This is a genomic window from uncultured Sphingomonas sp. (genome assembly GCF_946477935.1).
In the GTDB taxonomy this organism is placed as follows: Bacteria; Pseudomonadota; Alphaproteobacteria; order Sphingomonadales; family Sphingomonadaceae; genus Sphingomonas.
Genome location: NZ_CAMLAC010000018.1, coordinates 1 through 23,700, shown reverse-complemented (window position 1 = coordinate 23,700; position 23,700 = coordinate 1). Strand labels below are relative to the sequence as shown.

At 67.0% G+C, this 23,700-nt stretch carries 19 protein-coding genes and 3 pseudogenes; 8 read left to right on the top strand and 14 right to left on the bottom strand.

Annotated elements, in window-relative coordinates; genetic code table 11:
* Nucleotides 1–36: 36 nt before the first annotated feature.
* From Q0U08_RS03745 to Q0U08_RS03730, 4 genes are read right to left on the bottom strand one after another with little or no spacing between them, the layout of a single operon-like run.
* Nucleotides 37–1,389, bottom strand: coding sequence for an alkaline phosphatase PhoX (locus Q0U08_RS03745; protein ID WP_298089812.1), 1,353 nt, complete (start codon nucleotides 1,387–1,389; stop codon nucleotides 37–39).
* Nucleotides 1,386–1,814 carry a transcriptional repressor gene (locus tag Q0U08_RS03740; protein WP_298089811.1) on the bottom strand — a complete coding sequence of 143 codons (429 nt, stop codon included), beginning with the start codon at nucleotides 1,812–1,814 and terminating at the stop codon, nucleotides 1,386–1,388. Before Q0U08_RS03740 ends, Q0U08_RS03745 begins: the two co-directional genes overlap by 4 nt.
* On the bottom strand, nucleotides 1,811–2,917 hold the full coding sequence (locus Q0U08_RS03735) for a GTP-binding protein (RefSeq protein ID WP_298089809.1): 1,107 nt from the start codon (nucleotides 2,915–2,917) through the stop codon (nucleotides 1,811–1,813). Before Q0U08_RS03735 ends, Q0U08_RS03740 begins: the two co-directional genes overlap by 4 nt.
* The gene (locus Q0U08_RS03730) at nucleotides 2,914–3,330 is read right to left on the bottom strand and encodes a MerC domain-containing protein (RefSeq protein WP_298089808.1); all 417 of its coding nucleotides are present in this window, start codon (nucleotides 3,328–3,330) and stop codon (nucleotides 2,914–2,916) included. The genes Q0U08_RS03735 and Q0U08_RS03730 overlap by 4 nt, the downstream gene beginning before the upstream one ends.
* Before the next feature lie 72 nt (nucleotides 3,331–3,402).
* Between Q0U08_RS03730 and Q0U08_RS03725 the strand changes: the two genes are divergently transcribed.
* The 5 genes from Q0U08_RS03725 (at nucleotide 3,403) to Q0U08_RS03705 (ending at nucleotide 10,167) form a co-directional block, all read left to right on the top strand.
* Nucleotides 3,403–4,638, top strand: coding sequence for a GTP-binding protein (locus Q0U08_RS03725; RefSeq protein ID WP_298089806.1), 1,236 nt, complete (start codon nucleotides 3,403–3,405; stop codon nucleotides 4,636–4,638).
* Entirely contained in the window at nucleotides 4,635–5,225 is a 591-nt protein-coding gene (locus Q0U08_RS03720) for a DUF1826 domain-containing protein (RefSeq protein WP_298089804.1), read from the top strand. The genes Q0U08_RS03725 and Q0U08_RS03720 overlap by 4 nt, the downstream gene beginning before the upstream one ends.
* 112 nt (nucleotides 5,226–5,337) lie before the next feature.
* Complete coding sequence (locus Q0U08_RS03715; protein ID WP_298089802.1) at nucleotides 5,338–7,425, top strand: M3 family metallopeptidase; 2,088 nt, start codon at nucleotides 5,338–5,340, stop codon at nucleotides 7,423–7,425.
* Nucleotides 7,422–9,452, top strand: a complete 2,031-nt coding sequence (locus Q0U08_RS03710; RefSeq protein WP_298089801.1) for a TonB-dependent receptor — start codon at nucleotides 7,422–7,424, stop codon at nucleotides 9,450–9,452. The genes Q0U08_RS03715 and Q0U08_RS03710 overlap by 4 nt, the downstream gene beginning before the upstream one ends.
* Nucleotides 9,453–9,465: 13 nt before the next feature.
* Nucleotides 9,466–10,167, top strand: coding sequence for a superoxide dismutase (locus tag Q0U08_RS03705; RefSeq protein WP_298089800.1), 702 nt, complete (start codon nucleotides 9,466–9,468; stop codon nucleotides 10,165–10,167).
* Nucleotides 10,168–10,491: 324 nt separating this feature from the next.
* Here the strand turns inward: Q0U08_RS03705 and Q0U08_RS03700 are convergent.
* Nucleotides 10,492–10,904 (bottom strand): annotated as a pseudogene (locus tag Q0U08_RS03700) (IS5 family transposase); the annotation flags it as partial.
* Between the two features lie 96 nt (nucleotides 10,905–11,000).
* On the opposite strand from Q0U08_RS03700, the gene Q0U08_RS03695 reads away from it, so the two are divergent.
* Nucleotides 11,001–12,026: an IS110 family transposase gene (locus Q0U08_RS03695; RefSeq protein WP_298089799.1), complete on the top strand. Its 1,026-nt coding sequence runs from the start codon at nucleotides 11,001–11,003 to the stop codon at nucleotides 12,024–12,026.
* A gap of 254 nt (nucleotides 12,027–12,280) precedes the next feature.
* On the opposite strand, the pseudogene Q0U08_RS03690 reads toward Q0U08_RS03695, so the two are convergent.
* Nucleotides 12,281–12,601, bottom strand: a pseudogene (locus Q0U08_RS03690) (transposase); the annotation flags it as partial.
* 57 nt (nucleotides 12,602–12,658) lie between these two features.
* Here Q0U08_RS03690 and Q0U08_RS03685 point away from each other — a divergent pair.
* Nucleotides 12,659–12,868 (top strand): annotated as a pseudogene (locus tag Q0U08_RS03685) (transposase); the annotation flags it as partial.
* On the opposite strand, the gene Q0U08_RS03680 reads toward Q0U08_RS03685, so the two are convergent.
* The 8 genes from Q0U08_RS03680 to Q0U08_RS03645 form a co-directional block, all read right to left on the bottom strand.
* A complete protein-coding gene (locus Q0U08_RS03680; protein WP_298089797.1) occupies nucleotides 12,868–13,110 on the bottom strand; it encodes a hypothetical protein in 243 nt (80 codons plus the stop codon). The pseudogene Q0U08_RS03685 and the gene Q0U08_RS03680 sit on opposite strands and share 1 nt — an antisense overlap.
* The gene (locus Q0U08_RS03675) at nucleotides 13,100–14,458 is read right to left on the bottom strand and encodes an HlyD family type I secretion periplasmic adaptor subunit (RefSeq protein ID WP_298089796.1); all 1,359 of its coding nucleotides are present in this window, start codon (nucleotides 14,456–14,458) and stop codon (nucleotides 13,100–13,102) included. Before Q0U08_RS03675 ends, Q0U08_RS03680 begins: the two co-directional genes overlap by 11 nt.
* The gene (locus Q0U08_RS03670) at nucleotides 14,455–16,062 is read right to left on the bottom strand and encodes a type I secretion system permease/ATPase (protein WP_298089795.1); all 1,608 of its coding nucleotides are present in this window, start codon (nucleotides 16,060–16,062) and stop codon (nucleotides 14,455–14,457) included. The genes Q0U08_RS03675 and Q0U08_RS03670 overlap by 4 nt, the downstream gene beginning before the upstream one ends.
* A gap of 644 nt (nucleotides 16,063–16,706) precedes the next feature.
* A complete protein-coding gene (locus Q0U08_RS03665; RefSeq protein WP_298089825.1) occupies nucleotides 16,707–17,468 on the bottom strand; it encodes an SDR family NAD(P)-dependent oxidoreductase in 762 nt (253 codons plus the stop codon).
* Between the two features lie 82 nt (nucleotides 17,469–17,550).
* On the bottom strand, nucleotides 17,551–18,636 hold the full coding sequence (locus Q0U08_RS03660) for a catalase family protein (protein WP_298089794.1): 1,086 nt from the start codon (nucleotides 18,634–18,636) through the stop codon (nucleotides 17,551–17,553).
* Nucleotides 18,637–18,647: 11 nt separating this feature from the next.
* The gene (locus Q0U08_RS03655) at nucleotides 18,648–20,678 is read right to left on the bottom strand and encodes an L-dopachrome tautomerase-related protein (protein ID WP_298089793.1); all 2,031 of its coding nucleotides are present in this window, start codon (nucleotides 20,676–20,678) and stop codon (nucleotides 18,648–18,650) included.
* A gap of 169 nt (nucleotides 20,679–20,847) precedes the next feature.
* Nucleotides 20,848–21,930: a catalase family protein gene (locus Q0U08_RS03650; RefSeq protein ID WP_298089792.1), complete on the bottom strand. Its 1,083-nt coding sequence runs from the start codon at nucleotides 21,928–21,930 to the stop codon at nucleotides 20,848–20,850.
* A gap of 55 nt (nucleotides 21,931–21,985) precedes the next feature.
* Nucleotides 21,986–23,077, bottom strand: a complete 1,092-nt coding sequence (locus Q0U08_RS03645; protein WP_298089791.1) for an alpha/beta hydrolase — start codon at nucleotides 23,075–23,077, stop codon at nucleotides 21,986–21,988.
* A 117-nt stretch (nucleotides 23,078–23,194) separates the two neighbouring features.
* Here Q0U08_RS03645 and Q0U08_RS03640 point away from each other — a divergent pair, with 117 nt between their 5' ends.
* Nucleotides 23,195–23,668, top strand: coding sequence for a cyclic nucleotide-binding domain-containing protein (locus tag Q0U08_RS03640; protein ID WP_298089790.1), 474 nt, complete (start codon nucleotides 23,195–23,197; stop codon nucleotides 23,666–23,668).
* The last annotated feature ends 32 nt before the right edge of the window (nucleotides 23,669–23,700 follow it).

Genomic DNA, 23,700 nt, shown 5'->3' with positions numbered 1-23,700 from the left:
CCTTTTCGGGTTTTGCTGGTTGATCGACTAAAGCGGTCAGGCGCCTGCGCCCGTCGGCATGGTGATCGCGAGGGTCCGCGTCGGGCTGTAGCAGTTGACGTAAAGGGTCCTGCCGTCGGGCGAGAAGCACGCCCCCGCGAGCTCGGTCTGCGAGCGCAGCAACCCCAGGACATAAGTCTGGCCGGCCGGGGTGACGCCGATCAGCCGGTTGGCGACCGTCTCGGTATACTGGTCCTCGCACACCACCAGATGGCCGTTCGGCGCGACCGTCAGGTTATCGCCGAAATCGAGCATCGGCTTGCCCGTCGACTCGACGAAGATCTGCACCATGCCGCCTTCCACGCGGCGGCCCTCGTACGATGCGGGGCGATAGCGCATGATCTGCCCCAGCTTCGCCGCGCCGCCTGACGTGCAGCAGAAATAGAGTTCGCCGCGGCCCATGTGGATGCCTTCGCCGCGCGCGAAGCGGACCGCGCCCTTCGCGGCGCCCCGCGCGCGCAGGTCGTCGCCGGGGCTGTCGGTGCCGTCGAGGTCGATCCAGCGGGTCGGCAGCCACTCACCCGGCATCAGGTCGGTGTCCGTCCAGTTGCGGCTGTCGCGCCGCGCGGGGTCGCGCGCTGCCAAGGCTTGAAGCCGGCCACCCGCCGCGAGCGAACCCGGGCGATCGGGCAGGAAGCGGTAGAGCAGGCTGTCGTCGCGATCCTCGGTCAGATAGACGATGCCGGTCCGCGGATCGACCGCCGCCGCTTCGTGGTTGAACCGGCCCATGGCGCGCAGCGGCACCGGATCGACGCGCCCGCGTGCCGCGGCCGGCACCTCGAACACCCAGCCATGATCCTGCGACACGCCGTTCCCGGCGCGGGTCGTATCCTCCTCGCAAGTCAGCCAGCTGCCCCATGGCGTGGTGCCGCCGGCGCAGTTGCGGATCGTGCCGGCCAGGCTGAGGTGCTGGGACAGGACCCTGCCGCTCGCGTCGTCGATCACGAGCGTGGTGGTGCCGCCGGGCAGCGCGTTGCCATTCCCGTCACGATCGAACGCCGCGCCCGATCCGTGATTGCCGGCGAACGCACCGCGCTGCCCGTGTTGCGGCGAAAGCTCGTGGTTGCGGATCAGTGCATGGCGTCCGCCCGGCAGCGGGATGCATCCCATGCCGTCGGCATGATCGGGCACGACCAGCCCGTCGTCCATCCGGTCTCCGAAGGTGGAGAGAATACGGTAGGAGAACCCCCGCGGCAGATCGAGCAGCCCGGCAGGATCCGGCACCAACGACCCGTAGCCGATCGCCCCGGAGTCGCGCGTGACGGCGCGCCCTGGGCGAGCCAGTCCGGCGAAAGCGCTGGCCGTCAGGCCGAGCGTGGCAGTTCTGCGGCTCAGGACGAGACCGATCATCGCGTGGTCCTGCCGGTATCGTTCGTGTCCCTGACGCGCGCGCAGGCGTCGCACAGGCCGCCGGCCTCCACCGGTGCGGCGGTCAGGCGAAACCGTCGTCCAGCCGCATGGTCGCGGATCGATCGGACCGCTTCATCCGCGATCAGTTGCACGCCGTGGCATTCTAGGCAGACGAGACACAGGTCGGCTGACGCCGGGCATGGAACATAGGCACCCAGCATCTCGATCCGTAACGCCCGGCGCTGCCGCATCAACCGTGCGAGCGTGCGATAGACCTGTGCAGGAACGACGCGCGCGGTCCTTTCGCTGGCCTGTGCGGCGATGTCATAGGCGCTGAGCGGCCTGCCTCCGGCAGCAAGGATGCCATGGACCAGTTCATCGATCTCCCCGCAGCTACGCCGGGCGGGAACGGCGGCGCGGATCATGCCGGCATCCCCTGTGCCACGCTCTCGATCAGGCCCTGAAGGCCGACGCCGCTCAGTCCCATCGTCATCAGCGCCAGCGTGCCGCGCAGTTCCTCGGGATCGATGTCGCGGGTGATGAACACCATCCGCGTGCGCCGGTCGTCAGATGGCCATCGCTCCAGCTCGATCGGCGGATGGAAGACGTGCTGCACGCCGTGCACGACCACGGGCGCATCGTGCCCGGCGAGGTTCACGATCCCCTTCACGCGCAGCAGGTCGGCGCCCTTGAACATCGTGAGCAGCCCAAGCCAGCGATCGAAGGCGAGCGGCTCCAGCGGCGTGTCGAACGTCAGGCAGGTCGCGCGGATGCCGTCGTCGTGCCGGTTCGCGTCATGATGGTGATGATGGCCATGGTGGTGATGACCGGCGTCATAGGCCTCGTCCGCCAGCCAGCGGCGAACGTCGTCGCTCTTGCTGGCGGGATCCCACAGCCCGACCTCGAACAGCAACGCGGGATCGACCGCCCCGTCCGTCACCGCGATGACGGGCGCGGCGGGATTGAGCGCGGCGAGCCTGTCGCGGATCGCGTTCTGCCCGGCGGGGTCGGCGAGATCGGTCTTGGTCAGCAGCAGCCGGTCGGCGACGGCCGCCTGCTTCACCGCCTCGGGTTGTGCATCGAGCGTCGCCATGCCCGCCGCCGCGTCCACCGTCGCGATGACGGCATCCAGCCGGTAGAGGGGCTCCAGCTGCGGATCGGTCATCAGCGTGTGGAGGATCGGCGCGGGATCGGCCAGCCCGGTGGTCTCGATCACCACCCGATCGAACCAGCATTGCCCCTCGCGCGCGAAGCGCCACGGGGCGTCGCGCAGCGTCCGCGACAGGTCGCCGCGGATCGTGCAGCACAGGCATCCGCCAATCATCTCGACCACCAGATCCTCGTTCGAGCGTGCGATCAGCTCATGATCTAGCCCCACCGTGCCAAACTCGTTGATGACGACGAGCGCACGCGCCATGTCGGGCGAGCGGACAAGATGGTTGAGGACGGTCGTCTTGCCGCTGCCGAGAAAGCCGGTCAGCACCGACACGGGTATGCGCGCGCCCGCACCAGCCAGCACGCTGCTCATGCCTCGTCCTCGGTCGGGCAGGCCGGTCGGGTGCCAGTTCGATGCGACAAGGCGCGCCAGTTGCCGACATGGGCCACCGCGAGCAGGACGGCACCCGTGGTGCTGACCGCACGTTCCGCCGTCTCCGTATCGATCGCGAACGCGCCGATGCCGAGCAACGTCAGGCCGGCCCCGGCCAGGATGAACGGCCACCGTCGGCGATGGCGCCGATAGCCGGACGCGATCGCCAGCACGCTGGTCGGCAGCGCCAGCGCAAAGGCGATCGCGTGGAAGGTCTCCGGCACCGCCAGCATCGTCGCCAGCACCGGCAGCGCCACCAGTATGGCGGGCAGCACCAGGCAGTGGATCAGGCACAGCACCGATGCCGTCACCGCGAAGCCATCGAGCCAGCGCTGCCGACGATCGCTTGTCATTTGAAGTTCGCTGGACATCGGTCCGGTTTTCCATCTATGTGATGTTGTAACGTACCTCATGGGATGAACGTCATGGCAAGCCTTCCCCACTCCGACCGCCGCCTTCCCGTTACGGTGCTGTCCGGTTTTCTCGGTGCGGGCAAGACGACCTTGCTCAACCACATACTTTCCAACCGCGAGGGACGGCGGGTGGCGGTGATCGTCAACGACATGTCGGAGGTGAACATCGACGCCGACCTCGTCAGGGGCGGAGAGGCGGCGCTGTCGCGGAGCGAGGAGGCGCTGGTCGAGATGACCAATGGCTGCATCTGCTGCACGCTGAGGGATGACCTGCTGGCGGAGGTGCGCGCGTTGGCTGAAGCGGGGCGGTTCGACTATCTGGTGATCGAGAGCACCGGCATTTCCGAGCCGCTGCCCGTCGCCACGACCTTCTCGTTCCGCGATGAAGCGGGCGTGTCGCTAGGCGATGTCGCGCGGCTCGACACGATGGTGACGGTGGTCGACGCGCTGAACCTGCTCGCCGACTATTCCAGCCAGGATTTCCTGGCCGATCGCGGCGAGACGCTGGGCGAGGACGACACGCGCAGTCTGGTCGGCCTGCTGGTCGAGCAGATCGAGTTCGCCGACGTGATCGTCGTCAACAAGGCCTCGTCGGTGTCCGCGGAGCAACTGGCCACGGTCAAGAAGCTCGTCGCCAGCCTGAATGCCGATGCGGTGATCGTGACTGCCGATCACGGCAACGTCGATCTCGATCTCGTCCTTGCGACTGGCCTGTTCGACGAGGAGAAGGCGTCGCGTCACCCGCTCTGGGCCAAGGAGCTATACGGCTACGCGCACCATCAGCCTGAGACGGAGGAATATGGGATAGAGAGCTTCGTCTACCGCGCTCGCGCGCCGTTCGATCCAGCGCGGTTCCATGCCTTCCTGATCGACGGTGGCCTCGACCATGTGGTGCGTGCCAAGGGGCATTTCTGGCTAGCGACGCGGCCGGGCTGGGTCGGCGAACTGGCGGTGGCGGGCAGCCAGACGGAAGCCGCACGCATGGGCCGCTGGTGGGCATCGATTCCGAAGAACCAGTGGCCCGACGACGGTCGGTTCGAGACGTTCGTCGCGAAACACTGGGATCCGGTCTGGGGCGATCGGCGACAGGAACTGGTATTCATCGGCATCGGCATGGACGAGGGCCGCATCCGGCGGCGGCTCGATGCGTGCCTCGTGCCCGCCGCCGCCTTCACGCCGACGCTCTGGACGGGCTTGCGCGATCCGTTCCCGGCCTGGGGCGAGCGTCAGCTGGAGGCGGCCGAATGACGGTGGCCATGCTGGAGGACGTCGTCGCGTTCGGCCGCGCCCCTGCCTCGCTCGAAGCTATCGCCCGCCCGAAGGTCGCGCTGGCGATCTGGTGGCGATCCTTGCCCGACGACTTGCGGCTCCGGCTCGCGGCACTCGACCTCGATACGATCGACGACGTATCCGTCGACATCGACGCCGATGCCCCGCTCGACTCGACGTTGCGGGATGCCGGCTATCCTGGGGCCGTTGTCGTGCCACTCGCCGAGGATATCGGCTTGCTGATCCGGCGCCATGCCGCGCTGACTGGCGATGATCGGCTGAGCCTCAGGGTGGAGGTGGTGGAAACTGACGCTTGCCGCCGCTTCCATGCCGATTACGTCACGCTGCGGCTGCTGTGCACCTATGCCGGTCCGGGCACGCAATGGTGCCGCGCTGCTGCGTCCGATGCGATCTGTGAGGTGCCGACGGGCGCGGTGGGGGTCTTCAAGGGCCGGATGCTGCTCGATCCGCCGACCGTGCTGCACCGGTCGCCGCCGATCGTCGCCACGGGTGAACGGCGCCTCGTGCTCGCAATCGACCCAATCCGCAGTTGCGACAGCCTGTAGGAAGAGACGTCGCGAACAGCTTCATCGACGATCCCGTTACCGCGAACGGGCAGGCAGTGACGGCTACGGCGCTGCGCCGCCCGGCCTCGACCATCATTGCACAAGGACCTTTATGAACCGCCGCACCCTGCTGCTATCTGCCGTCGCCATGCCATTGCTTGCCACGCCGCTTCGCGCCGCGCTTCCCGCCAATCCGCTGCTGCGCGAATGGCCGGGTGGGGTGCCGCCCTATGACGCGATCCGCCCGGCCCATTACCGCCCCGCCTTCGCCGCGGCGCTCGCGACGGCTCGGGCCGATCACCGGGCACTGACCACCGCGCGATCCGCGCCCACCTTTTTCAACACGATCGAGGCGATGGAGCGATCGGGGCAGCAACTGGCGCGGGTGTCGGCCGCCTTCTTCACCGTCGCGGGTGCCGACGCGACGCCGGAGGTCCAGGCAATCGAGGAAGCGGTGGTCCCCGACCTCACGCGCTTCTCGAATGAGACGTCGCTCGACCCTGCGATGTTCGCCCGCGTCGACCAACTGTATCGCAGTCGCGCGACGCTGGGACTCGGTCCCGAACAGACCCGGCTGCTGGACGAAACGCACAAACGCTTCGTCCGGGCGGGCGCCGCGCTCGCGCCTGCGGCCCGCGCGCGTGTCGCTGCGATCAACGAGGAAATGGCGGCGCTCGGCGTGCAGTTCGGGCAGAAGCTGCTCGCCGACCAGAAGGTCAGCGACGTGGTGCTGACCGAGGCGGAAGTCGCCGGTCTGCCCGCCGACCAGAAGGGAGCCGCCGCGACCGCCGCGCGCAACGCCGGTAAGTCCGGCTATCTGATCCCCGCCACCCGCTCGGCGGTCGAGCCGTTCCTGACCGCGGCGACGGATCGCAGTGCCCGCGCGAAGGTCTTCACCGCCTTCGATCGCCGCGGAGCGAACGCCAACGCCAACAACACCGCCGCGATTATTCGCCGGCTGGTCGAGCTGCGCATCGAGCGGGCGAAGCTGATGGATGCTCGCAGCCATGCCGACTTCGCGTTGCAGGATTCGATGGCGAAGACGCCGCAGGCCGCCACCGACCTCTTGATGCAGGTCTACCGACCCGCGCTTTCCCGCGCGCAGGAAGAGGAACGGGCGCTGCTTGCAATCGCCGGCGCCGACGGCATCGACCGGATCGAGCCGTGGGACTGGCGCTTCTATGCGGAGCGGGAGCGACAGCGGCGCTTCCGCCTCGACGAAGCGGCGGTGAAGCAATATTTCCCGCTCGACGGCATGGTCGCCGCGCTGATGGACACGGTGAAGCGACTCTACGGCATTGGCTTCGTGCCCCGTCCCGACGTGCCCGGCTATGCCGAAGGCGTGAAGGTGTGGGAGGTGCAGGAGGCGGACGGCACGCCGATCGGCCTGTTCTATGCCGACTGGTTCGCGCGCCCGACCAAGCGGCCTGGCGCCTGGATGGGGTCGCTGCGCGACCAGAGCGATCTGCTCGGCCAAAGCGCGATCGTGGTCAACAATTGCAACTTCACGCCGCCAGCCGCTGGTGAACGCGCGCTCGTCAGCCTCGACGATGCCGAGACGCTGTTCCACGAGTTCGGCCACGGCTTGCACGGGCTGTTCAGCAAGGTGCGCTATCCCAGCCTGTCGGGCACGGCGGTATCGCGCGATTTTGTCGAACTGCCGTCGCAGATCCACGAACACTGGATCAGCCAGCCCGCGATCCTGCGCGCCCACGCCCGCAACGCGGCGGGCGAGGCGATCCCGGAGCCGATGTTGGCTTCGCTGCTGGAAGCGCGGACGTTCAACCAGGGCTATCTCACGGTCCAACAGCTGTCGTCGGCGATCCTCGACATGCGCCTCCATTCGCTGGATGCCTTGCCGCCCGGCTTCGACGCGCAGGCATGGGAGGCGGCGCAGCTCGCCGACCTCGGCGTCCCGCATGCGGTGGGGATGCGGCACCGGCTGTCGCACTTCAGCCACATCTTCGACGGCGGCTATTCGGCGGGCTACTACGCCTATACCTGGGCCGAGGTGCTGGACGCCGACGGCTTCGCCGCGTTCGAGGAGAGCGGAGACGTGTTCGACCCGGCGCTCGCGACGAAGCTGCGCCGCGAGATCCTGTCGCGCGGCAACAGCCGCGACCCGGCGGAGAGCTACCTCGCCTTTCGCGGGCGGATGCCCGATGCAACGGCGCTGCTGCGCAACCGGGGGCTGGCATGACGCCGTGCCTGCTGCTGGCCGGCGGCATCCTCCTGGCGCTTCCCGCCACCGCGGTCGCCGCCGACGATCCTGCCGATCCCCCGGAAGGCGGGGACATCGTCGTCACGGGCACGTTCCAGCGCGATCCGCGCGACGGCGCATCGCCGGTGTCGGTGCTGGCCGGGGAGGCGCTCGACCGGTCGCTGCGTCCGCAGATCGGCGAGGCGCTGGCACGGCTGCCCGGCGTGTCGGCGACCAGCTTCGGCCCCAACGCCTCGCGCCCGATCCTGCGCGGGCTGGCGGGCGAACGGGTGCGCGTGCTGACCGACGGCATCGGCGCGTTTGACGTATCGAATACCTCGGCCGACCATGCCGTCGCGATCGATCCGTTGCTGGCGGGCCGGATCGAGGTGCTGCGCGGCCCTGCGTCGCTCCGCTTCGGATCGTCGGCGATCGGCGGTGTCGTCAACGTGCTGGACCGGCGTATTCCGACGACGGTTTCCGACACGCCGGTCGCCATCCAGGCGCGCGGATCGCTCGGGTCCGCCGCCGACGAGCGGTCGGCGGGCGCGAACATCGGCGTGCGCTTGTCGGACCGCTTCGTCTTGGCGGGCGGCGGCAGCCTGACCGATACCGGCGACCTGCGCGTCGGCGGTCCCGTCCTGTCCGCAGGCCTGCGCGATCAGGCCCGCGCCAGCACCGATCCGGCCATCCGCGGCCTGGCGGACCTGTCGGGCCGCCTCGCCAACACGGGCGCGCGGACGCGGACCGCCAATCTCGGCGCCGCCTTCATCGACGACGGCGGCGACTTGGGCGTCGCGATCACCCGCTACGAAACCGGATACGGCCTGCCGATCCGCTACGACCTGACGCCCGGTGCCGAACAGGAAGCCGTACGGATCAAGGCGGACCAGTGGCGCGCGGATCTGCGTGGGTCGGTCGCGCTGCCGGGCGTTTTCGAACGCCTGTCGCTGCGGGCGGGCTATGCCGATTATACCCATTTTGAAGGCGATCCCGTCACCGGCACCACTTTCGCCAACAAGGGGCTGGAGGCGCGTGCCGAACTGCGCCAGCGACGACATGGCGGATGGCAGGGGGTAAGCGGCGCACAGACCTTCTTCCGCGACTTCCGCGCGGTGGGGGCAGAGGCGTTCGTGCCGCCCAACGACACGACGCAGAACGGCGTCTTCACGTTGCAGGAGGTCGCCGTCGGTCCCGTGCGGTTCGAAGGCGGCGGGCGGGTGGAATGGACCGGCATCCGCTCGCAGGCCGCCGGGTTCAATCGCGATTTCACCGCGACGTCGGTTGCGGGCGGCGCGTTCGCGACCGTGGCGAAGGGCGTGAAGCTCGGCATCAACCTGTCGAGCACCGCGCGCGCGCCCGCCGCGGAGGAACTGCTGGCCGATGGCGCACACATCGGCACCCAATCCTATGAGATCGGCGATCGCAGCTTCGGCGTCGAGCGCGCGCGCGGGGTGGAACTGATCGCCCGCCTGTCCGGACCGGCGTGGCGGCTCGACGCATCCGCCTATCGCACGCGCTTCGCGGGCTACATCTACGAATTCGAGACCGGGCAGGTGATCGAGGACCTGCCCGTGTTGCGCTTCTCGCAAGGACGCGCGACCTATCGCGGGTTCGAGGTGGAGGGCGAGGCTCGGTTCGTGGAGCGCCCCGGCCTGACGCTGAAGGCGGACGGACTGGTCGATGCGGTCCGTGCCACGATCGACGGGTTCGGCCCGGCCCCGCGCATCCCGCCGCTGCGACTGCTGGGCGGCATCGAGGGGCGCGGCGACCGTCTGGGTCTGCGCGCGGAGGTCGAGCACAGCACACGCCAGACGCGCGTCACCGGGTTCGAGAGGTCGACGGGTGCGTTCTCGCTGGTCAATCTCAGCGCCGACTGGACGCCGCTGGCCGGTCGCAAGCTGCGGCTGACGCTGAGCGCCAGCAACCTGTTCGACGTGGTGGCGCGCCGCCACGCCAGCTTCCTCAAGGATTACGCCCCGCTGGCCGGTCGCGACGTGCGGCTGGGTCTCAGCGTGGGGCTGTGAAGGAGACATCTCGATGCGATACTGGTTCGCCTGCCTCGTCGCCCTTGCCGCCCCCGTCGCCGCGCAGGAACGGCCCGCGGTACCGGCCTTCACGCTGGCCCCGCTTCCCTATCCCGCGACCGCGCTGGAGCCGGTGATCGACGGGGAAACCATGACGCTGCATCACGACCGGCATCATCGGGCCTATGTCGATGCGCTCAACAAGGCGGTCGCCGCCGATCCCGCGCTGTCCGGTCGCTCGCTGGAGCAACTGCTGGCGCAGGCCGGATCGGCGCCGGCGGCCGTGCGCGACAATGCCGGCGGCCACTGGAACCACGGCTTCTTCTGGAAGACGATGGCGCCCGCCGGCGCGGGTGGCGTTCCGTCGCCGGAGCTCGCACGCGCGATCGACGCGGCGTTCGGTTCGATGGAGCGGATGAAGACGGCGTTCAAGGCTGCCGGAACCGGCCGGTTCGGCTCCGGCTGGGTATGGCTGATCGTGGACGCGGACGGCAGGCTCGCGATCACCTCGACCCCCAATCAAGACAATCCGCTGATGGATGTCGCGGCGATACGCGGCACGCCGCTGCTCGGTAACGACGTATGGGAGCATGCCTATTACCTGAAACACCGCAACCGACGTGCCGAGTATCTAGATACCTGGTGGCAGGTGGTCGACTGGAAGACGGTGTCGGAGCGATTTGCCGAAACGATGGACCGGACGGCGCAGGACTGACATAATACGCTATCACGTCTCTCTCGATTGGCGGCGGGCAGTCGATGGTGCACCTGTTCCGCTAAGGAAGAATCCCGCGTTCGGTGCCGACCGCCTTCGACCACAGTCGGACGTTCGCTTCTGGCGGCGCGAACGTCCTAACCTGACAAGAGCGGTCATTCGGATTGCGTCAGGCCAGACGTCAAGAATCCTATGCGCCGCGGAGTTTCGAGTGCCGCTTCGCGGTCCGGCGGCGGCGGACATCGAACGTGTCCGTGCGAAACTTGAAGGATTCGACATGATGAACCTGGAGCGTATTCATAACACCCTAGGTGGTGTCTGCGTTTATCGTAGCCAGATCATAGCGCAGGCGAGATGGACGAAGCCCATGAAGCGGCGATCGTCTTATCGCAGCGCAGGGCGATGCGGCGGAAGCGTTTGAGCCTGTTGAAGAAGCACTCGACCTGATGGCGCTCCTTGTAGATGCGCCAGTCGATGGGGGCCTTTCCCGTTCGGCTGGGATTAGCCTTAATGTGGGCGGTCGCGCAGAGACGGTCGGCGATGAAAGCGCGCAGCGGATCGGCATCATAGGCGGCGTCGGCGATGACGTGGCTGACGCCTTTCAGGCCTGCCAGCAGTGCCTCGGCTTGCGGACGATCGCCCCATTGTCCGGGTGTCGGATGGATGCGGATTGGCAGGCCAATGGCATCGACCGCTGCATGCAGCTTGGTTGTCAGACCACCGCGGGACCGGCCGATCGCCTGAATCTGGCGCCCCCTTTATGGATGGCCCGCCCCTAAACCGAACCGTTGTCGTTTCACGACAGCGGGTCGTTTGAGGAAGGAGCCAAGGTCATGAACGTATCGGTTCTCGGGATCGATCTGGGCAAGAACATCTGCAGCGTGGTCGGTCTGGATGCGACGGGTAAGGTCGTAGTACGCCGACGGATGCGTAGCGAGACGGTCATCACCTACAAGGCGGCCTTGCCGGCTTGCGTCGTCGCGATGAAAGCCTGTTGCGGTACGCATCACATGGGTCGCGCTTTGGTAAGACATGGGCATGTGGTATGGTTGATGTCGCCGGAATATGTCCGCCCCTACGTCAAGGCGCAGAAGAACGACGACCGCGATGCCGAGGCGATCGCGGAAGCGGCGACCCGGCCGACCATTCGGTTCGTCGAACTGAAGACCGAGGAGCAGCTCGACATGCAGACGCTGCACCGCATCCGCGACCAGCTCGTTGGAGACTGGCCCTCGTTGATGAACCAGATCCGCAGCCTGCTACTCGAGCGCGGTCACATCGTGCCGCAAGGTCGCACAAAGCTGGCCGTGCGGCTGGGCGAGATGCTGGACGGTGACGAGCCGGTGCTCGGCCATCGCATTCACCGGCTGGTGAGTGACATGCGCCTGTGTTGGACGGCCCTCGACGAGCGGATCGCCGACCTCGATACCGAGTTCATCGACGCGGCCCGAATGGATGAGCGGACGCGACGACTGCTGACCATCCCAGGGATCGGCGCGCTATATGCAACCGCGCTGGTGGCCGCGATTGGTGATGCCCGGATCTTCGAGCGTGGTCGCGACCTTGCCGCGGGGCTGGGCCTGGTGCCGCGGCAGGCGACGACCGGGGGCAAGCCGCGGCTGCTCGGCATCACCAAGCGTGGTAGCCGCTACCTGCGCAAGAACCTGATCCAGGGTGCTCGTGCATCGCTGCCGACCATGAGCAGGAGCGATACGCGGCTCGGCGCCTGGCTACGTGGCCTGCTGTCGCGCAGCCACACCAATACCGTCGTCGTGGCATTGGCGGCCAAGATGGCGCGCATTGTCTGGGCACTGCTGCGTCACGAACGCACCTACGACCCGGTCGCTCAGGCGGCCTGAACGAGATCGGCCGGTGCAACACGTATCGGCTGGATGATGTCTGCGGGAGGTGAGTGACAGATGGCCTGACAGTCGACCGGTGTCCTGGAACCCTATGGCGTAAAATGGCATTCGATGCCGGCCCCTTTATGAGGACCAAGACGCGCCGATCTCCATCTTGGCCAATGACTCTGCGTCAAAAGGCCGGATACGTTTTCGCAGACTGCTCAGAACAGCTGACACAAACCGCTTGCCGACGGGGCGGGCCATACGTTTGCACCACTCGCATCAGCGTGAACTTTCGAGATCGTGCTGTCGATCAGGACGTATTCGAAGTCCGGCGTGTCGGCCAGGGCATGGAAAAGGCGTTCTCAAACACCGGCATGCGACCACCGCCGGAACCTCGCATGTACCCCTGTCCACTTGCCGAAAACCTCCGGCAGATCGCGCCAGCGCACCGCATTCCCAGCCATCCACAGGATCGCGTCCCCGAACAGTCGGTTGTCCACCCCGCTGCAACCCCGCGTGCCTTCCCGGCCAGGAAGATGACCCGCAATCTGATCCCATTGCCCGTCCGTCAGCGTGCGTCTGCTCATCGACCAGCTCCTTCGCCAGCTTTGAATCAGATCAGCCCCCTGAACGGAATCCTCTAAATGCAGACGCCGCCTACAGCGCAACGACAGTTGATGGTTGCGGGCACGTCGGCTGATCCTGGCCGAACGGGTGCGGACAACCGCTTGTTCGTGAACGGATGTCTGTGGCTGCTGCGCTCAGGTGCATACTGGTGCGACCTGCACGAGCGGGACGGCAAGTGGAAGACGGCGCACCGCCGCTTCAGCCGCTGGTGCCATGCAGGCGTATATTAGTAGGCATAACGACCGCCCTTGCCGGTGGCGATGGTGAAACCGCCCATGCACCCCGCCCCACCGCACCGGGCAAGGCGGGTCAGCAGCGTCGTACCGGCCGCCACGTGCGACGCCATCACCAGCGGGTTCCGGCTGGCTCTGGTCGAGGCGACACGAGCGAATTGCTCGCGGGAGACGATCGCCGGGTAGGCGACTGGAATCGCGTCTTCGATGTCGGGTCGCACGCCGTCACCGTTCATGAAAGGATCGCCTGGTCGCTTCCGTCAGGGGTTCGAGGAAGTAGGCGAGGGCGGTGCGCGGCCGGAGCTTGACGGTGACCTGCACGGGGATGCCCGCGCGGATGCCGGTGTCGGCCCCGCGGATCTGGCGGAGGAGTGCGCGCTGGCTCTCGGGCACGACGATTTCCGCCGTGAAGTAGCTCGCGCCGGTGGTCTCGTCGCGCAGGACATCGGCGGAGACGGTGCGGATCACGCCCATCAGCATGGGTAGGTCGCGTTCATGGAGCGAGAGGAACTTCACCTCCGCCTCGCGCCCGTCGGCGACGCCGTCGATGTCTTCGGGGCTGAAGCGCGCGCTGACGACGAGCGGGGCGGCGTCTGGCACGATCTCCAGGATCGCCTGTCCCGGCTGCACCACCGCACCGGGGGAGAACAACCGCAGGTTGACGACGCGACCCGCTACCGGCGCGCGCACCAGCGTGCGTTCGACCTGGTCGCGCGCGGCGGCGAGCCGCGGCAGCGCCTCGTTCAGGCGGAACTGCGTGTCGCGCAGCAGCGCGGCGGCCTCGTCGGTGGACTTGCGCTCGGTCTCGACGATCTGCTGGCGCGTACCGGCCGCTTGCTGGCGCAGCGCGGCGCCGCGCGCGACGTAGTCCGCGTTGCTGCCGTCAAGCTCGGCGATCGAGCGTTCCAGCGCACGCACGCTGTTGCGCGAGACGACGCCCTGCTCGGCCAGCCGCCGCGTGCTGTCCAGCTGCGCGCGCAGCGAGGCGCGCTGCACCGAGGTCGCGTCGACCTGCGCGTCGAAGCCGCGGCCCTGCTCGACGATCTGCCCCTGCTGCCGGCTAAGCACCCCCTGCGTCGCCGCCAGCAACCCGCGGCGCGCGCGGACCTGCGCCAACTGCAATCGCTTCGCGCGTTCGATCAGCGGGCGGTCCTGCGGCGGGGCGTCGGCGAATTCGGCCGGCCAGCGGATTGTCGTGCCCTCCAGCTCGGCCTGTAGCCGCGCGCGCTGGGCGCGCAGGTCGATGACGGTGCTGGCCAGCGCGCGCTCGCCCGCTACCGCTTCGGATGCGGCGAGCCGCACCAGCACCTGGCCGGCGCGCACGTGCTCGCCGTCCTTCACCTCGATCGCGCGGATGTCGCCGCCATAGCGGTTCTGCACCACCTGGCGGTTGCCCGCGACCGTCACCTGCCCCTGGCCAAAGGCGGCGGCGTCGAGTCGGGTGAACGCCGCCCAGCCGAGCAGCACCACGAAGAACAGGAAGGCGGTCGTCCCGCCCAGCAGCAGCGCGCGGCGCGGCGTGTCGTCGAGCGCGGCGATCGCGGGCGGGGCATCGGAGAAGGGGGGGGCGGATAGGGCGGTCATGCACCGGTGTCCTTGCTGGGGGTCGTGGCCGGCACAACGGCCATCGGGCGCTGAGGCGGGGTGGCGGCGTCGGGCCGCGCGATCGGCTCCACGGTGCCGTCGCGCACCAGCAGCATGCGGTCGGCGACCTGGAGCAGGCTGGCGCGGTGGGTCGAGACGATGATCGTCGCGCCCCGACCCCGCAGCGCCGCCAGCGTGCTCATCAGCACCGCCTCGCCGTTCGCGTCGAGATGGGCGTTGGGCTCGTCCAGCAGCACCAGCGTCGGGCGGCCAAAAAGCGCACGCGCCAGCGACACCAGCTGGCGCTGCCCGGCCGACAGGCCGCCCGCCTCGCGGATCGACAACATGGTGTCGTAGCCTTGCGGGAAATGCTGGATCGTCTCGTGTGCGCCGGCCGCCCGCGCGGCGTCCACGACCAGCGCGTCCAGCCCTACCCCCCCGGCGCCGCGGTCGGCCGCAAAGCGCGAGATGTTGGCATGCACGCTGGTGGGGAACAGCATCGGCGTTTGCGGCGTGTAGCCGATGCTCGCGCCCAGCGCCTCGCGGTCCCAGTCGGCCAGGCTGGTGCCGTCGATCCGCACCTCGCCCGCATCGGGCGCGATCGCGCCGGCGATGACCCGCAGCAACGTCGACTTGCCCGCCCCGCTCGGCCCGATCAGTGCCACGATCTCGCCCGGCGAGGCGGTGAGGCTGACGGACTTCAGCAGCAGCCGATCGCTGCCCGGCGCGCGCACCGTGACGCCCGCGACGCTCACCTCGCCCTTGGGCGTGGGTAGCGCAGTGCGCGGGCGTGTGTCGTCGGGCAGCTTCAGGAACGCGGCCAGCGCGGCATAGGCACTGCGCGCCGCCAGCACGTTCTTCCACGATCCCAGGATCTGCTCGACCGGCGCCAGCGCACGCCCCACCAGCAGCGAGGCGGCGAAGATCGCGCCCATCGAAATCTTCTGCTCGATCGCCAACCACGCGCCAAGCGCGAGCGCGAGGGACTGGAACAGCTGCCGCAGGAACTTGGTGACCGCCAGGAACGACCCCGACGTTTCGGTCAGCCGCCCCTGGTCGGCGACCAGCTCCGCACGCGCCTGCTGGTGGTCGCGCACGATCGCGCCACGCATCCCCAGCACGCGCGCCACCTCGGCCGCCTGCACCGCGTAATCCTGCATCCGCGCCTGCACCCCCGCGCGTGCCTGCACATCGGCGCCGCCGCGCTTTGTCGCCTGCTCGCTGGCCAGCGCGATCACGGCAAGCAGCACCGAGGCGAACAGCGCGAAGCCGCCCAGCCAGGGATGCAGTAGGAAGCAGACCGCGATGTAGATCGGCGCCCAGGGCGCATCCAGCAGCGCCAGGATCGCAGGGCCGGTCAGCACGCCGCGCAGGGTGTCGAAATCACGGATCGCCCCTGCGCGCGCGCCGGGCGAGGCGGCGGTCGCGCCCAGGATGCGGTGCAGCATCGGCGCCGCGGCGTGCTTTTCCAGCCGGATGCTGGCGCGCAACAGCAGCCGCATCCGCGCCACGTCGAGCAGCGACAGCACCGCCAGCGACACCATCAGGATCACGACCAGCATCAGCAGCGTGGCCCCGCCGCGTGTCGGCATCGTTCCAAGCATCTTGGGTCTCCTTGGCTCACCACGGAGCGCAGCCAGCGGAGATTATCTAGGCATGCATAGTCGAGCCGATTAGCGCGCCTTTGACGCTTGCCTTTATGCTGCCGATTCATGGGTCGAGTTTGGGACGAGCGTGACCGGTCGTTCGGACACCGTCAGGACCGTCAAGCCGTTGTGCTCTAATAAGCCGCATGGCCACGTCGCATGCAGTCGGCGAGAATGCAGGGTGCAGTTCCTGCGCGACGGTTCGGCGGGTGCATTACACCGGGGTCGAAGCGGTGGTGCTATTGCCTTTCCATAGAGGGCGTGGTCGCCGTCGACTGATCGCGACTGGGGCGAACCTGCCTTAGCACCAAAAGAGAACGGCCGGCTGCGCAGACGGGAAAACCACCGGGAAAGCGGAGCAACCGCTATCCCCGCAACGATCGCTCATTCGCAACACAGCACGGTCGAATGACGCGCCAGTTGCGAGATGAACGGATGGCGGGAGTCAGGAACCGGTCATTGCGTGTCCAGTGGCTGGTTCTGGGTCAAATTGCTGCGACGTGACTCCATCGGCTTGAGCAATTTGCCCGTGATGAACCTGGTACCCGCGGCATGGTCCAATCCCGAATAGTGAGCGGGCGCAAGGGCCCGCCTTACATTCATTAAGACAGCGGCGGTTGCCCGTTTGACGCGGTAAGGCCGCCATCGACCGGCAGGTTCACGCCCGTCACGAAATGCGCATCCTCGCTCGCAAGGAACGCGATCACCCCCGAGATGTCGGCGGGCTCAGCACCGCGGCCCAACGGGATGCGCTCTTCGAACTTGGCGATGAGCTCGGGCTGTTCCTTCATTCCCGCGGTCAGCGCGGTGTAGGTGAGCGACGGGTTGACCGCGTTGACGCGGACGCCGTGCTTCGCCTCGTCCATCGCCAGCGCACGGGTGAAGTTGCTCACCGCCCCCTTCGCCGCGCAGTAGAAGCTATGGTTCCAGTCGCCGCCCAGGCCGGACACCGATGAGACGTTGACGATGCAGCCTTTCGATTGGCGCAGATGGGGGATCGCCGCGCGGCTCATGTGAACGACGCCGTAGAGATCGGTCTCAATCACCTTGGTGAATTCGGCGAAGTCGCCTTCATCGACTTTGCCGAGATGATCGACCCCGGCGTCGTTGATCAGCACGTCGATCCGACCGAAGCAATCGATCGCAGCCTTGACCAGTGCTTCGCATGCCGCGCGGTCCGACACGTCGGTTTCGCGGGTTTCAACTGTGACATGCAATTCGCCCGCCAGCTTGTCGAGCGCGGCCTTGTCGATGTCGCCCAGCACCAGCGTCGCGCCTTCCTCGGCGAAGCGGCGCGCGGCGCCCTCACCGATCCCGGAGGCGGCACCGGTAATGACGACGACCTTGTTGGAAAAGCGCGCCATCATGCACTCTCCGCCTGAACGTGGTGGGTCTCTTGCAGCTTCATGATTGTCCTCTCACTCTGATCAGCACTGGCGTTCCATCTCACGCCGGAATGTCCTGAATGTTATGGGTGTTGGCGGCCGCGATGCCGTTTTCACGATGGCGGAAGTCGCTGAGCGCCTGATAGACCTGCATGCGCGCACGCATCACGCCGCCCAGCGGGCGATGGACCTCAAGGCTATGTGCCGGGCGGAACGTCATCACCTCGTCGAAATAGCGGACGCGGTCGGGACTATAGGCCGGTTGCCGCGGCAGTCGGATCGTGGCGACGGTGCGATATGGGCTTTCGCTTGTCGGCCAATCGACGGAGGTGTCCTCGATCGGCTGCGTCCCGGCATCGGTCCACAGCTGCGCCCGAAGCTCGAACACCGCATCCTTGCCCTCGAAGTAATCCACCGCGGCATGGCGGAATCCATCCTCATCCTGATGCGGGTCGAGCTGCCAATCGGCGAGCGCCTGTTGCTCGGCTGAAACCGGAAAGGCCCCGATCTTGGCCACATGATCCCCGAAGCGCACCGGGCACTGGCTGAAATATTCCTCGACCAGCGGGTGGCTGAAGGGGTGGCCATAAAAGTCCAGCGTCGGGCTTGGACCCGCACCGACGGCGTTCAGCACCTTGTTGATGTTGCGGGCGACAGAGGCGGCCGCACTCTTCACCCCCTCGGGCATGGGCACCGTCAGCCCAATCTTCTTGGCTTGCGAGAGGAAGCCCGCCACGGTCCCCGCCGGGAAGGTCGTGCCGCTGGCGAGGACGAAGTCCTGCGTTGGCGCGTCATGGCCGGGCAGCTTCGTGCCCTCGACGCCGAACACCTTGATCGACATGCCGCGATGGGTCGAGACGCGGTCGCCGAGCTTCTCACCGGGTCCTTGCGCAAAACGGACGGCGACATCGAACGTGCCTGGCTCCGCGAAGAGGCCCTGTGCGAGCTCGGGCGGCAATTCAGGCGCGACGATGAGCTTGCCGATCACGCAGGCCGTGCTCTTGGCATGGCTCGCCCGTACCGCGTGCCCGTCGCGCTTCTCGACGGTCTGGCTCTCCTGGGTCATGCCCTGGATGATGCCGTCGATGCTCTCCTGTTCGTCGGACTCCGGTGTTTCGATGTCGGGCGAATAGTGCAGATAGGTCATGGGATGTCCGATCACTTGGCGGGAGCGAAGGAGAACAGCTGCGTCTTGATCGACGGCGGTGCGCCGGGCGTGAACCAGTTGGTGTCCTGGATATGGCTGGCGGTGACGTACATCGTCCCGTCACGCCCTTCGGAGAAGGTGTCGGGCCAACGCAGGCGGCGGTCGGTCAGCACCGTCTCGACGGTCGCGCCGTTCAGCCGCTTGATCGCATAATCGGTCGGCGAGGTCAGGTAGAGGACGCCTGCCTTGCTCATCCACAGGCCGTCAGCGACGTGGGTCTGCGCGACCGTCTTCACCGCTGCCGCCCTGTCGACCTCGCTGACGTCCGACCGCAGCCTGGCGGTGTCGATTGAATACAACGTCTTTCCGGTCAGCGCCTGGTAGTACAGCGTCTTGCCGTCTTTGGAGATCGCGATGCCATCGGCGGCGAAGGCTGGCTGGCGGCCATCGGGACGGACCAGCGGCTTGCCGTCGAGCGTGACCTTCACCGTCTTGTCGATCTGCGTCGAGGGGTGCCCGTCGAGCGCGCGGTGGCTCTTGCCGCTTTCCAGGTCGACGACGATGATCGCGCCGCGCGTGCCGCTGTCGGTGATGTAGCCGGTCTTGCCATCGGGCGAGAAGCGGATGTCGTTAAGGTAGGTGCCCTGCAGCGCTACGTCGCCGGGGACCAGGATCGTCTTCGTCACCGTGTTCGATGCAAGATCGATTCGAACGAGTTTCGGGGCGCCTTCGAGGATCTTCTCGTTGCCCGGCGCACCGGGATCCAGCACCCAGAGATTGCCATGGCCATCGGGCACGATCGACTGCACGCAGACGAAATAGTCACCGACCGGGAGTTCGTTAGCGCGAGCGTTGCGCCAGCTGTTCCACTTGGCGTCGGGATAGGGACGCAAGGATCCGTCCTTCATTACCTCGGCGACCGAGATGGGGGCGTCGTCGGTCCAGCGGGGGAAGTTGACGAAGCGACGGCCATCCTCGGTCACCGCAACGCCGGTCGCCTGATGATCGAATTGTGCCACCTGCGTCAGCTGCGCGCTGCGTCCCTGGGCATGGGCGACGCCGGCTGCGGCAGCGGCAACTAGGCCGATGGCGGCAATCCCGGCGGCATAAGGTGCTGCTTTTTTCATGGTCAGGCTCCTGTCGATCGTGTCGGTGAGCGCGGCGGGGTTGCCGGCGAAGAGGCTAAGGAGGTGGCGCACCACCGCTTGCGAGTTCTCCCGCTGCGGAAAATGGCCGACCCCGGTCATGGTAATGCGCGCGAACGGCCCAGCGAATTTTGCTCGCACGTCCTGCGCGGTCGAGGGCGGATTCACGCCGTCGGCATCGCCGTGGATGTAGAGCGTCGGTAACGACAAGGTTTTGGTCGCCTTGACCTTCTCCTCCAGCCAGGCGCTTCGGGGATCAGGCTCTGCTTCGCCCCAGCGCGCGCGATAGCTGTGGAGCGTCACGTCGACCCAGTCGGGATTGTCGAACGACCTGGCGACACGATCGAAAGTGGCCTCGTCGAACCATCCCGGTGGCGACCAGTTGATCCAATGCAAATGGGTGAACCCGCGCCGGTCTGCACGTACCGCCTCCGCCCCGCGCGCGGTGGCCATGAACCAGTGATACCATTGCCGCTGGGTCTGATCGAATGGCGGTGTCGGCATGCCGCCGAGCCTGGGCGGGGTCGACAGCATGGCCATCCGCTCCACCCGAGCGGGCCATCCGACGGCCAGGGCCTCGGCGGTGTTCGATCCCCAGTCGTGTCCGGCGACCATGAAGTGGTCGATGCCGAGCGCATCCATGAGCGCGATTATGTCGGTCGCAAGCATCGCACTGTTGCCGGTCCGCAGGGCATCGTCGTCAAGGAAACGGGTGGCGCCGAACCTACGCAACGTCGGGACGATGACGCGGAATCCTTCCACGGCCAGCATGGGTGCCACCTGATCCCATGTCGACGCGTCATCCGGCCAGCCGTGGATGAGGAGCAACGGCTGCCCCTCGTTCGCGCCGTAAAGCGACACCTCCATGTTCAGGTCGCCAGCGGTAATCATTGGCATTCGTCAGCCTCCTGGCGGTACAACCTTTTGCGTGGCGTGGTGGACCCTGCGGCTTCATCAATGCTTTGGATGCACCGACAGGACCACGATCAGAACGGCCAGCGCCCCGTTAATCTCCGCCCCGACCTGCCAACGGTCAGCGTCTTAAGATTGCACGCCACTTCGCCCGTCAGGCACGACCGCCAGCAGGCTCGTGGTAGGGGCAGCCGTTCACGCGAGCCCGGAAATCGGCGGAATGGCGGTAGGTTTCGTTGCGTGCCCGGTTGATGTTCCCGAGCGGCCGGTGTGCGGCAAGCCCCGTCCAGATCGAAAAGCGCATCTCCTCGTTGATCTGCTGGACCTTGTCCTCGCTCAGGCTGTCCTGCTTGGCCGCTCGGATGGTCGCTACGGTCTGAAAGGGCGCATCGTCCTGTTTCCACTCGACGGTAGGATCTTCGATCGGTTGCTTCTTGAGGTCGCGGCAAAGTTGGACCCGCACCTCCCATTTCATCTCAAGCACCTGGGCCTCTGTCCGGATGACGTCGCGCAGCGCATCGGGGCGGATGCTGGCATCGATCGTTGTGCCGGTCTGATCGGTGAGGTCCTTGGACACCGGGAACACCGCGAACTTGGCGATATAGTCACCATAGCGGAAGGGCGTGACGCTGAAGTAGGTCTCGCCGAGAGGATCGGAATTGGGTGCGCCGCCAAGCGTCTGCACCTTCGGGCTCTCGATACCGACCGCGCTCAGCACGGTGTTCACGCCGCGCAGCACCTTCGACATCGCCTCCTTGGTACCCTCGAGCTTGTCGGTGGTGCCGGCCAGGAGCTTCAGGTTGCCCAGGAACTGGTCGGCGGTCTTGTTCTGGAAGACCGGGCCGTTGACCATGACGAAGTCCTGCGTCCGTCCGTCTGCACCGGGCAGGCGTTCGCCTTCGACGTCCATGACCTTCAGCGCCAGACCGCGCGGCAGGCTGATGGTGTCGGGCAGGATGTCGCCCGCGTTGGTCGAGAAGCGCATGACGACCTTGTGCTCGCCCGGGGTGGCAAAAAGGCCTTGGGCCAGCTCGGGGGGAAGTCCATCATTGACGGTCAGCACCCCCTTGAGGAAGCCGTGCGCCTTGGCATGGACCGAACGGACCGCGTGACCGTAATCCTCCGCCGCCGTCTCGAGGATCTTGTCGAACGTCTCGTTGATCTTCGTGATCGTCGCGGCTTCGTCGGGTTTCACATCCTCAACGTCGGGAGAATAAAGGACGGGGGTCTGGGTCATGGTCGTTAGTCCTTTCCGGCAAGGAGGCGGCGGCTCGACGCCGCCGCCGTCACGCTCAGGGGCGGGCTGCAGGCGCTTCGAACGCCGTCTTCAGCCGTGCGACTGCGAGATCGTTGGCCTGCTTGGCGCCGTTCACGACCTTGGCCATGCCGAAGAATTCATGGGACACGCCCGGGAAGGTCTTCTGCTCGACCTTGTCACCGGCCGCCCGCATCGCGGCCGCCAACGTCTCACCATCCGAACGCAGCGGATCGATCTGCGCGTTGATGATTGTCGTCGGCGGAAGCCCGCGAAGGTTCGCCGCAACTAGGTTGAGGCGGGGATCCTGCGCATCGGCTTTACTCGTCTGATAATAGTAGCCGAACCACGGCAGCATGGCAGTGTTCAGCGGCTTGGCATTTGCCGAGTCCCGCCGCGAGGGCAGCGTCATGCTGCTGTTCGCGATCGGATAGACCGACACGATGTGCCGCGGCACCGTCAGGCCGTTGTCGCGCGCGTAGATTGCGGTCGCGACCGCAAGGTTGCCGCCAGCGCTCTCACCGACCGTCGCGATCCGTGCGGGGTCGCCGCCCCAGCTTGCCGCATTCTGCAGCGTCCAGCGATAGGCCGCAGCAGCATCGTCATGCTGCGCCGGAAACTTAAATTCGGGCGCATGGCGGTATTCGACCGATACGACGATCGCATTGAGCGCCTTCGCCATGGCCCGCGGCGCAGCATCGTAGGTGTCGACGTCGGCGATGACCCAGCCGCCGCCGTGGTAGTAGACGATGACCGGCATCGGCTTGCCACCGGCGGGTGCCCCGGCCGGCTTGTAGATGCGCGCGAATTGCGCGGGGTCGCTGCCGTACGGCAGGTCCTGCATCATCACCGACGGATCGGGCGCGGTCGACATTCCCTTCTTCTGCATTGCCGCCTTGGCGCCGTCTGCGGCCGAGGGCTGCATACGAGCTTCCGCAGGCGTGAGCGTCTCGATGGGCTTGCCGCCGAGCGACGCAAGCGCGTCCAGGACCGACTGCATGTCGGGTGCGGCCTTCGGGGGCTGCACGGATGTCGCGGGCGGCGGTGGCGGAGGAGGGGCGGTAACCGAGCGTGTCGACTGCGCCAGAGCTGGAACACCTGCGATCGCGGTCGACGCGGCGATCAGCATGGAAATGGTTCGGCGCAAATATCCCTCCTGTAACTATCCGTTCCCCAACCATTGGGCGACCTTCAGCGTTTCGGTACGAAAGTAGACCCACGCGTTTGGGCAGCGAGGTCGAGCAGTATGGGCGACGGCATGGATGATATGGCCTCGATGGTGGATGGGACGCGCGGGTCTAACGCGCTGCCCTGTGAGGCGAATGCGCTGCTGCGTCTCTTGAATGACGCTGACCGCGCCGCCCTTGCGCCGCATCTGGAACTGGTGCCGTTTCGCAATGGCGACATGATCGCGCGCGCCGGCGACGCGGCAGACAGCATCTGCTTCCCGTTGACCGGGATCGCTGCGATACTCGACTCGCTCGAAGGTGACCGCCGCTATGCGGTCGCGCTGGTCGGAAGTGAGGGGTTCATCGGTTGGCAGTTGCTGCTCGGCAACGAGCGCTGGTCGCACGACGTGGTGATGAGGGCCGAACACGGCACGGCGATGAGGCTGTCGGCTGCGGCGTTGAACGAGATTATAGCCGACCGTCCGGCGATCCGAAGCGTCCTGCTCCGTTTCGTCGACGTGGTCATGACAGAGGTGGCTCGGGGAATTTGAACAGCGGGGATAAGTGGATTGCCGGTCTGACA

Coding starts and splice junctions, on each gene's coding strand:
- Q0U08_RS03670 (WP_298089795.1), bottom strand. CDS start 16,062: ATGCTTGGAACGATGCCGACACGCGGCGGGGCCACGCTGCTGATGCTG.
- Q0U08_RS03730 (WP_298089808.1), bottom strand. CDS start 3,330: ATGACAAGCGATCGTCGGCAGCGCTGGCTCGATGGCTTCGCGGTGACG.
- Q0U08_RS03640 (WP_298089790.1), top strand. CDS start 23,195: ATGGGCGACGGCATGGATGATATGGCCTCGATGGTGGATGGGACGCGC.
- Q0U08_RS03740 (WP_298089811.1), bottom strand. CDS start 1,814: ATGATCCGCGCCGCCGTTCCCGCCCGGCGTAGCTGCGGGGAGATCGAT.
- Q0U08_RS03735 (WP_298089809.1), bottom strand. CDS start 2,917: ATGAGCAGCGTGCTGGCTGGTGCGGGCGCGCGCATACCCGTGTCGGTG.
- Q0U08_RS03680 (WP_298089797.1), bottom strand. CDS start 13,110: ATGAACGGTGACGGCGTGCGACCCGACATCGAAGACGCGATTCCAGTC.
- Q0U08_RS03675 (WP_298089796.1), bottom strand. CDS start 14,458: ATGACCGCCCTATCCGCCCCCCCCTTCTCCGATGCCCCGCCCGCGATC.
- Q0U08_RS03665 (WP_298089825.1), bottom strand. CDS start 17,468: ATGGCGCGCTTTTCCAACAAGGTCGTCGTCATTACCGGTGCCGCCTCC.
- Q0U08_RS03660 (WP_298089794.1), bottom strand. CDS start 18,636: ATGACCTATCTGCACTATTCGCCCGACATCGAAACACCGGAGTCCGAC.
- Q0U08_RS03720 (WP_298089804.1), top strand. CDS start 4,635: ATGACGGTGGCCATGCTGGAGGACGTCGTCGCGTTCGGCCGCGCCCCT.
- Q0U08_RS03705 (WP_298089800.1), top strand. CDS start 9,466: ATGCGATACTGGTTCGCCTGCCTCGTCGCCCTTGCCGCCCCCGTCGCC.
- Q0U08_RS03650 (WP_298089792.1), bottom strand. CDS start 21,930: ATGACCCAGACCCCCGTCCTTTATTCTCCCGACGTTGAGGATGTGAAA.
- Q0U08_RS03715 (WP_298089802.1), top strand. CDS start 5,338: ATGAACCGCCGCACCCTGCTGCTATCTGCCGTCGCCATGCCATTGCTT.
- Q0U08_RS03655 (WP_298089793.1), bottom strand. CDS start 20,678: ATGCCAATGATTACCGCTGGCGACCTGAACATGGAGGTGTCGCTTTAC.
- Q0U08_RS03710 (WP_298089801.1), top strand. CDS start 7,422: ATGACGCCGTGCCTGCTGCTGGCCGGCGGCATCCTCCTGGCGCTTCCC.
- Q0U08_RS03745 (WP_298089812.1), bottom strand. CDS start 1,389: ATGATCGGTCTCGTCCTGAGCCGCAGAACTGCCACGCTCGGCCTGACG.
- Q0U08_RS03695 (WP_298089799.1), top strand. CDS start 11,001: ATGAACGTATCGGTTCTCGGGATCGATCTGGGCAAGAACATCTGCAGC.
- Q0U08_RS03725 (WP_298089806.1), top strand. CDS start 3,403: ATGGCAAGCCTTCCCCACTCCGACCGCCGCCTTCCCGTTACGGTGCTG.
- Q0U08_RS03645 (WP_298089791.1), bottom strand. CDS start 23,077: ATGCTGATCGCCGCGTCGACCGCGATCGCAGGTGTTCCAGCTCTGGCG.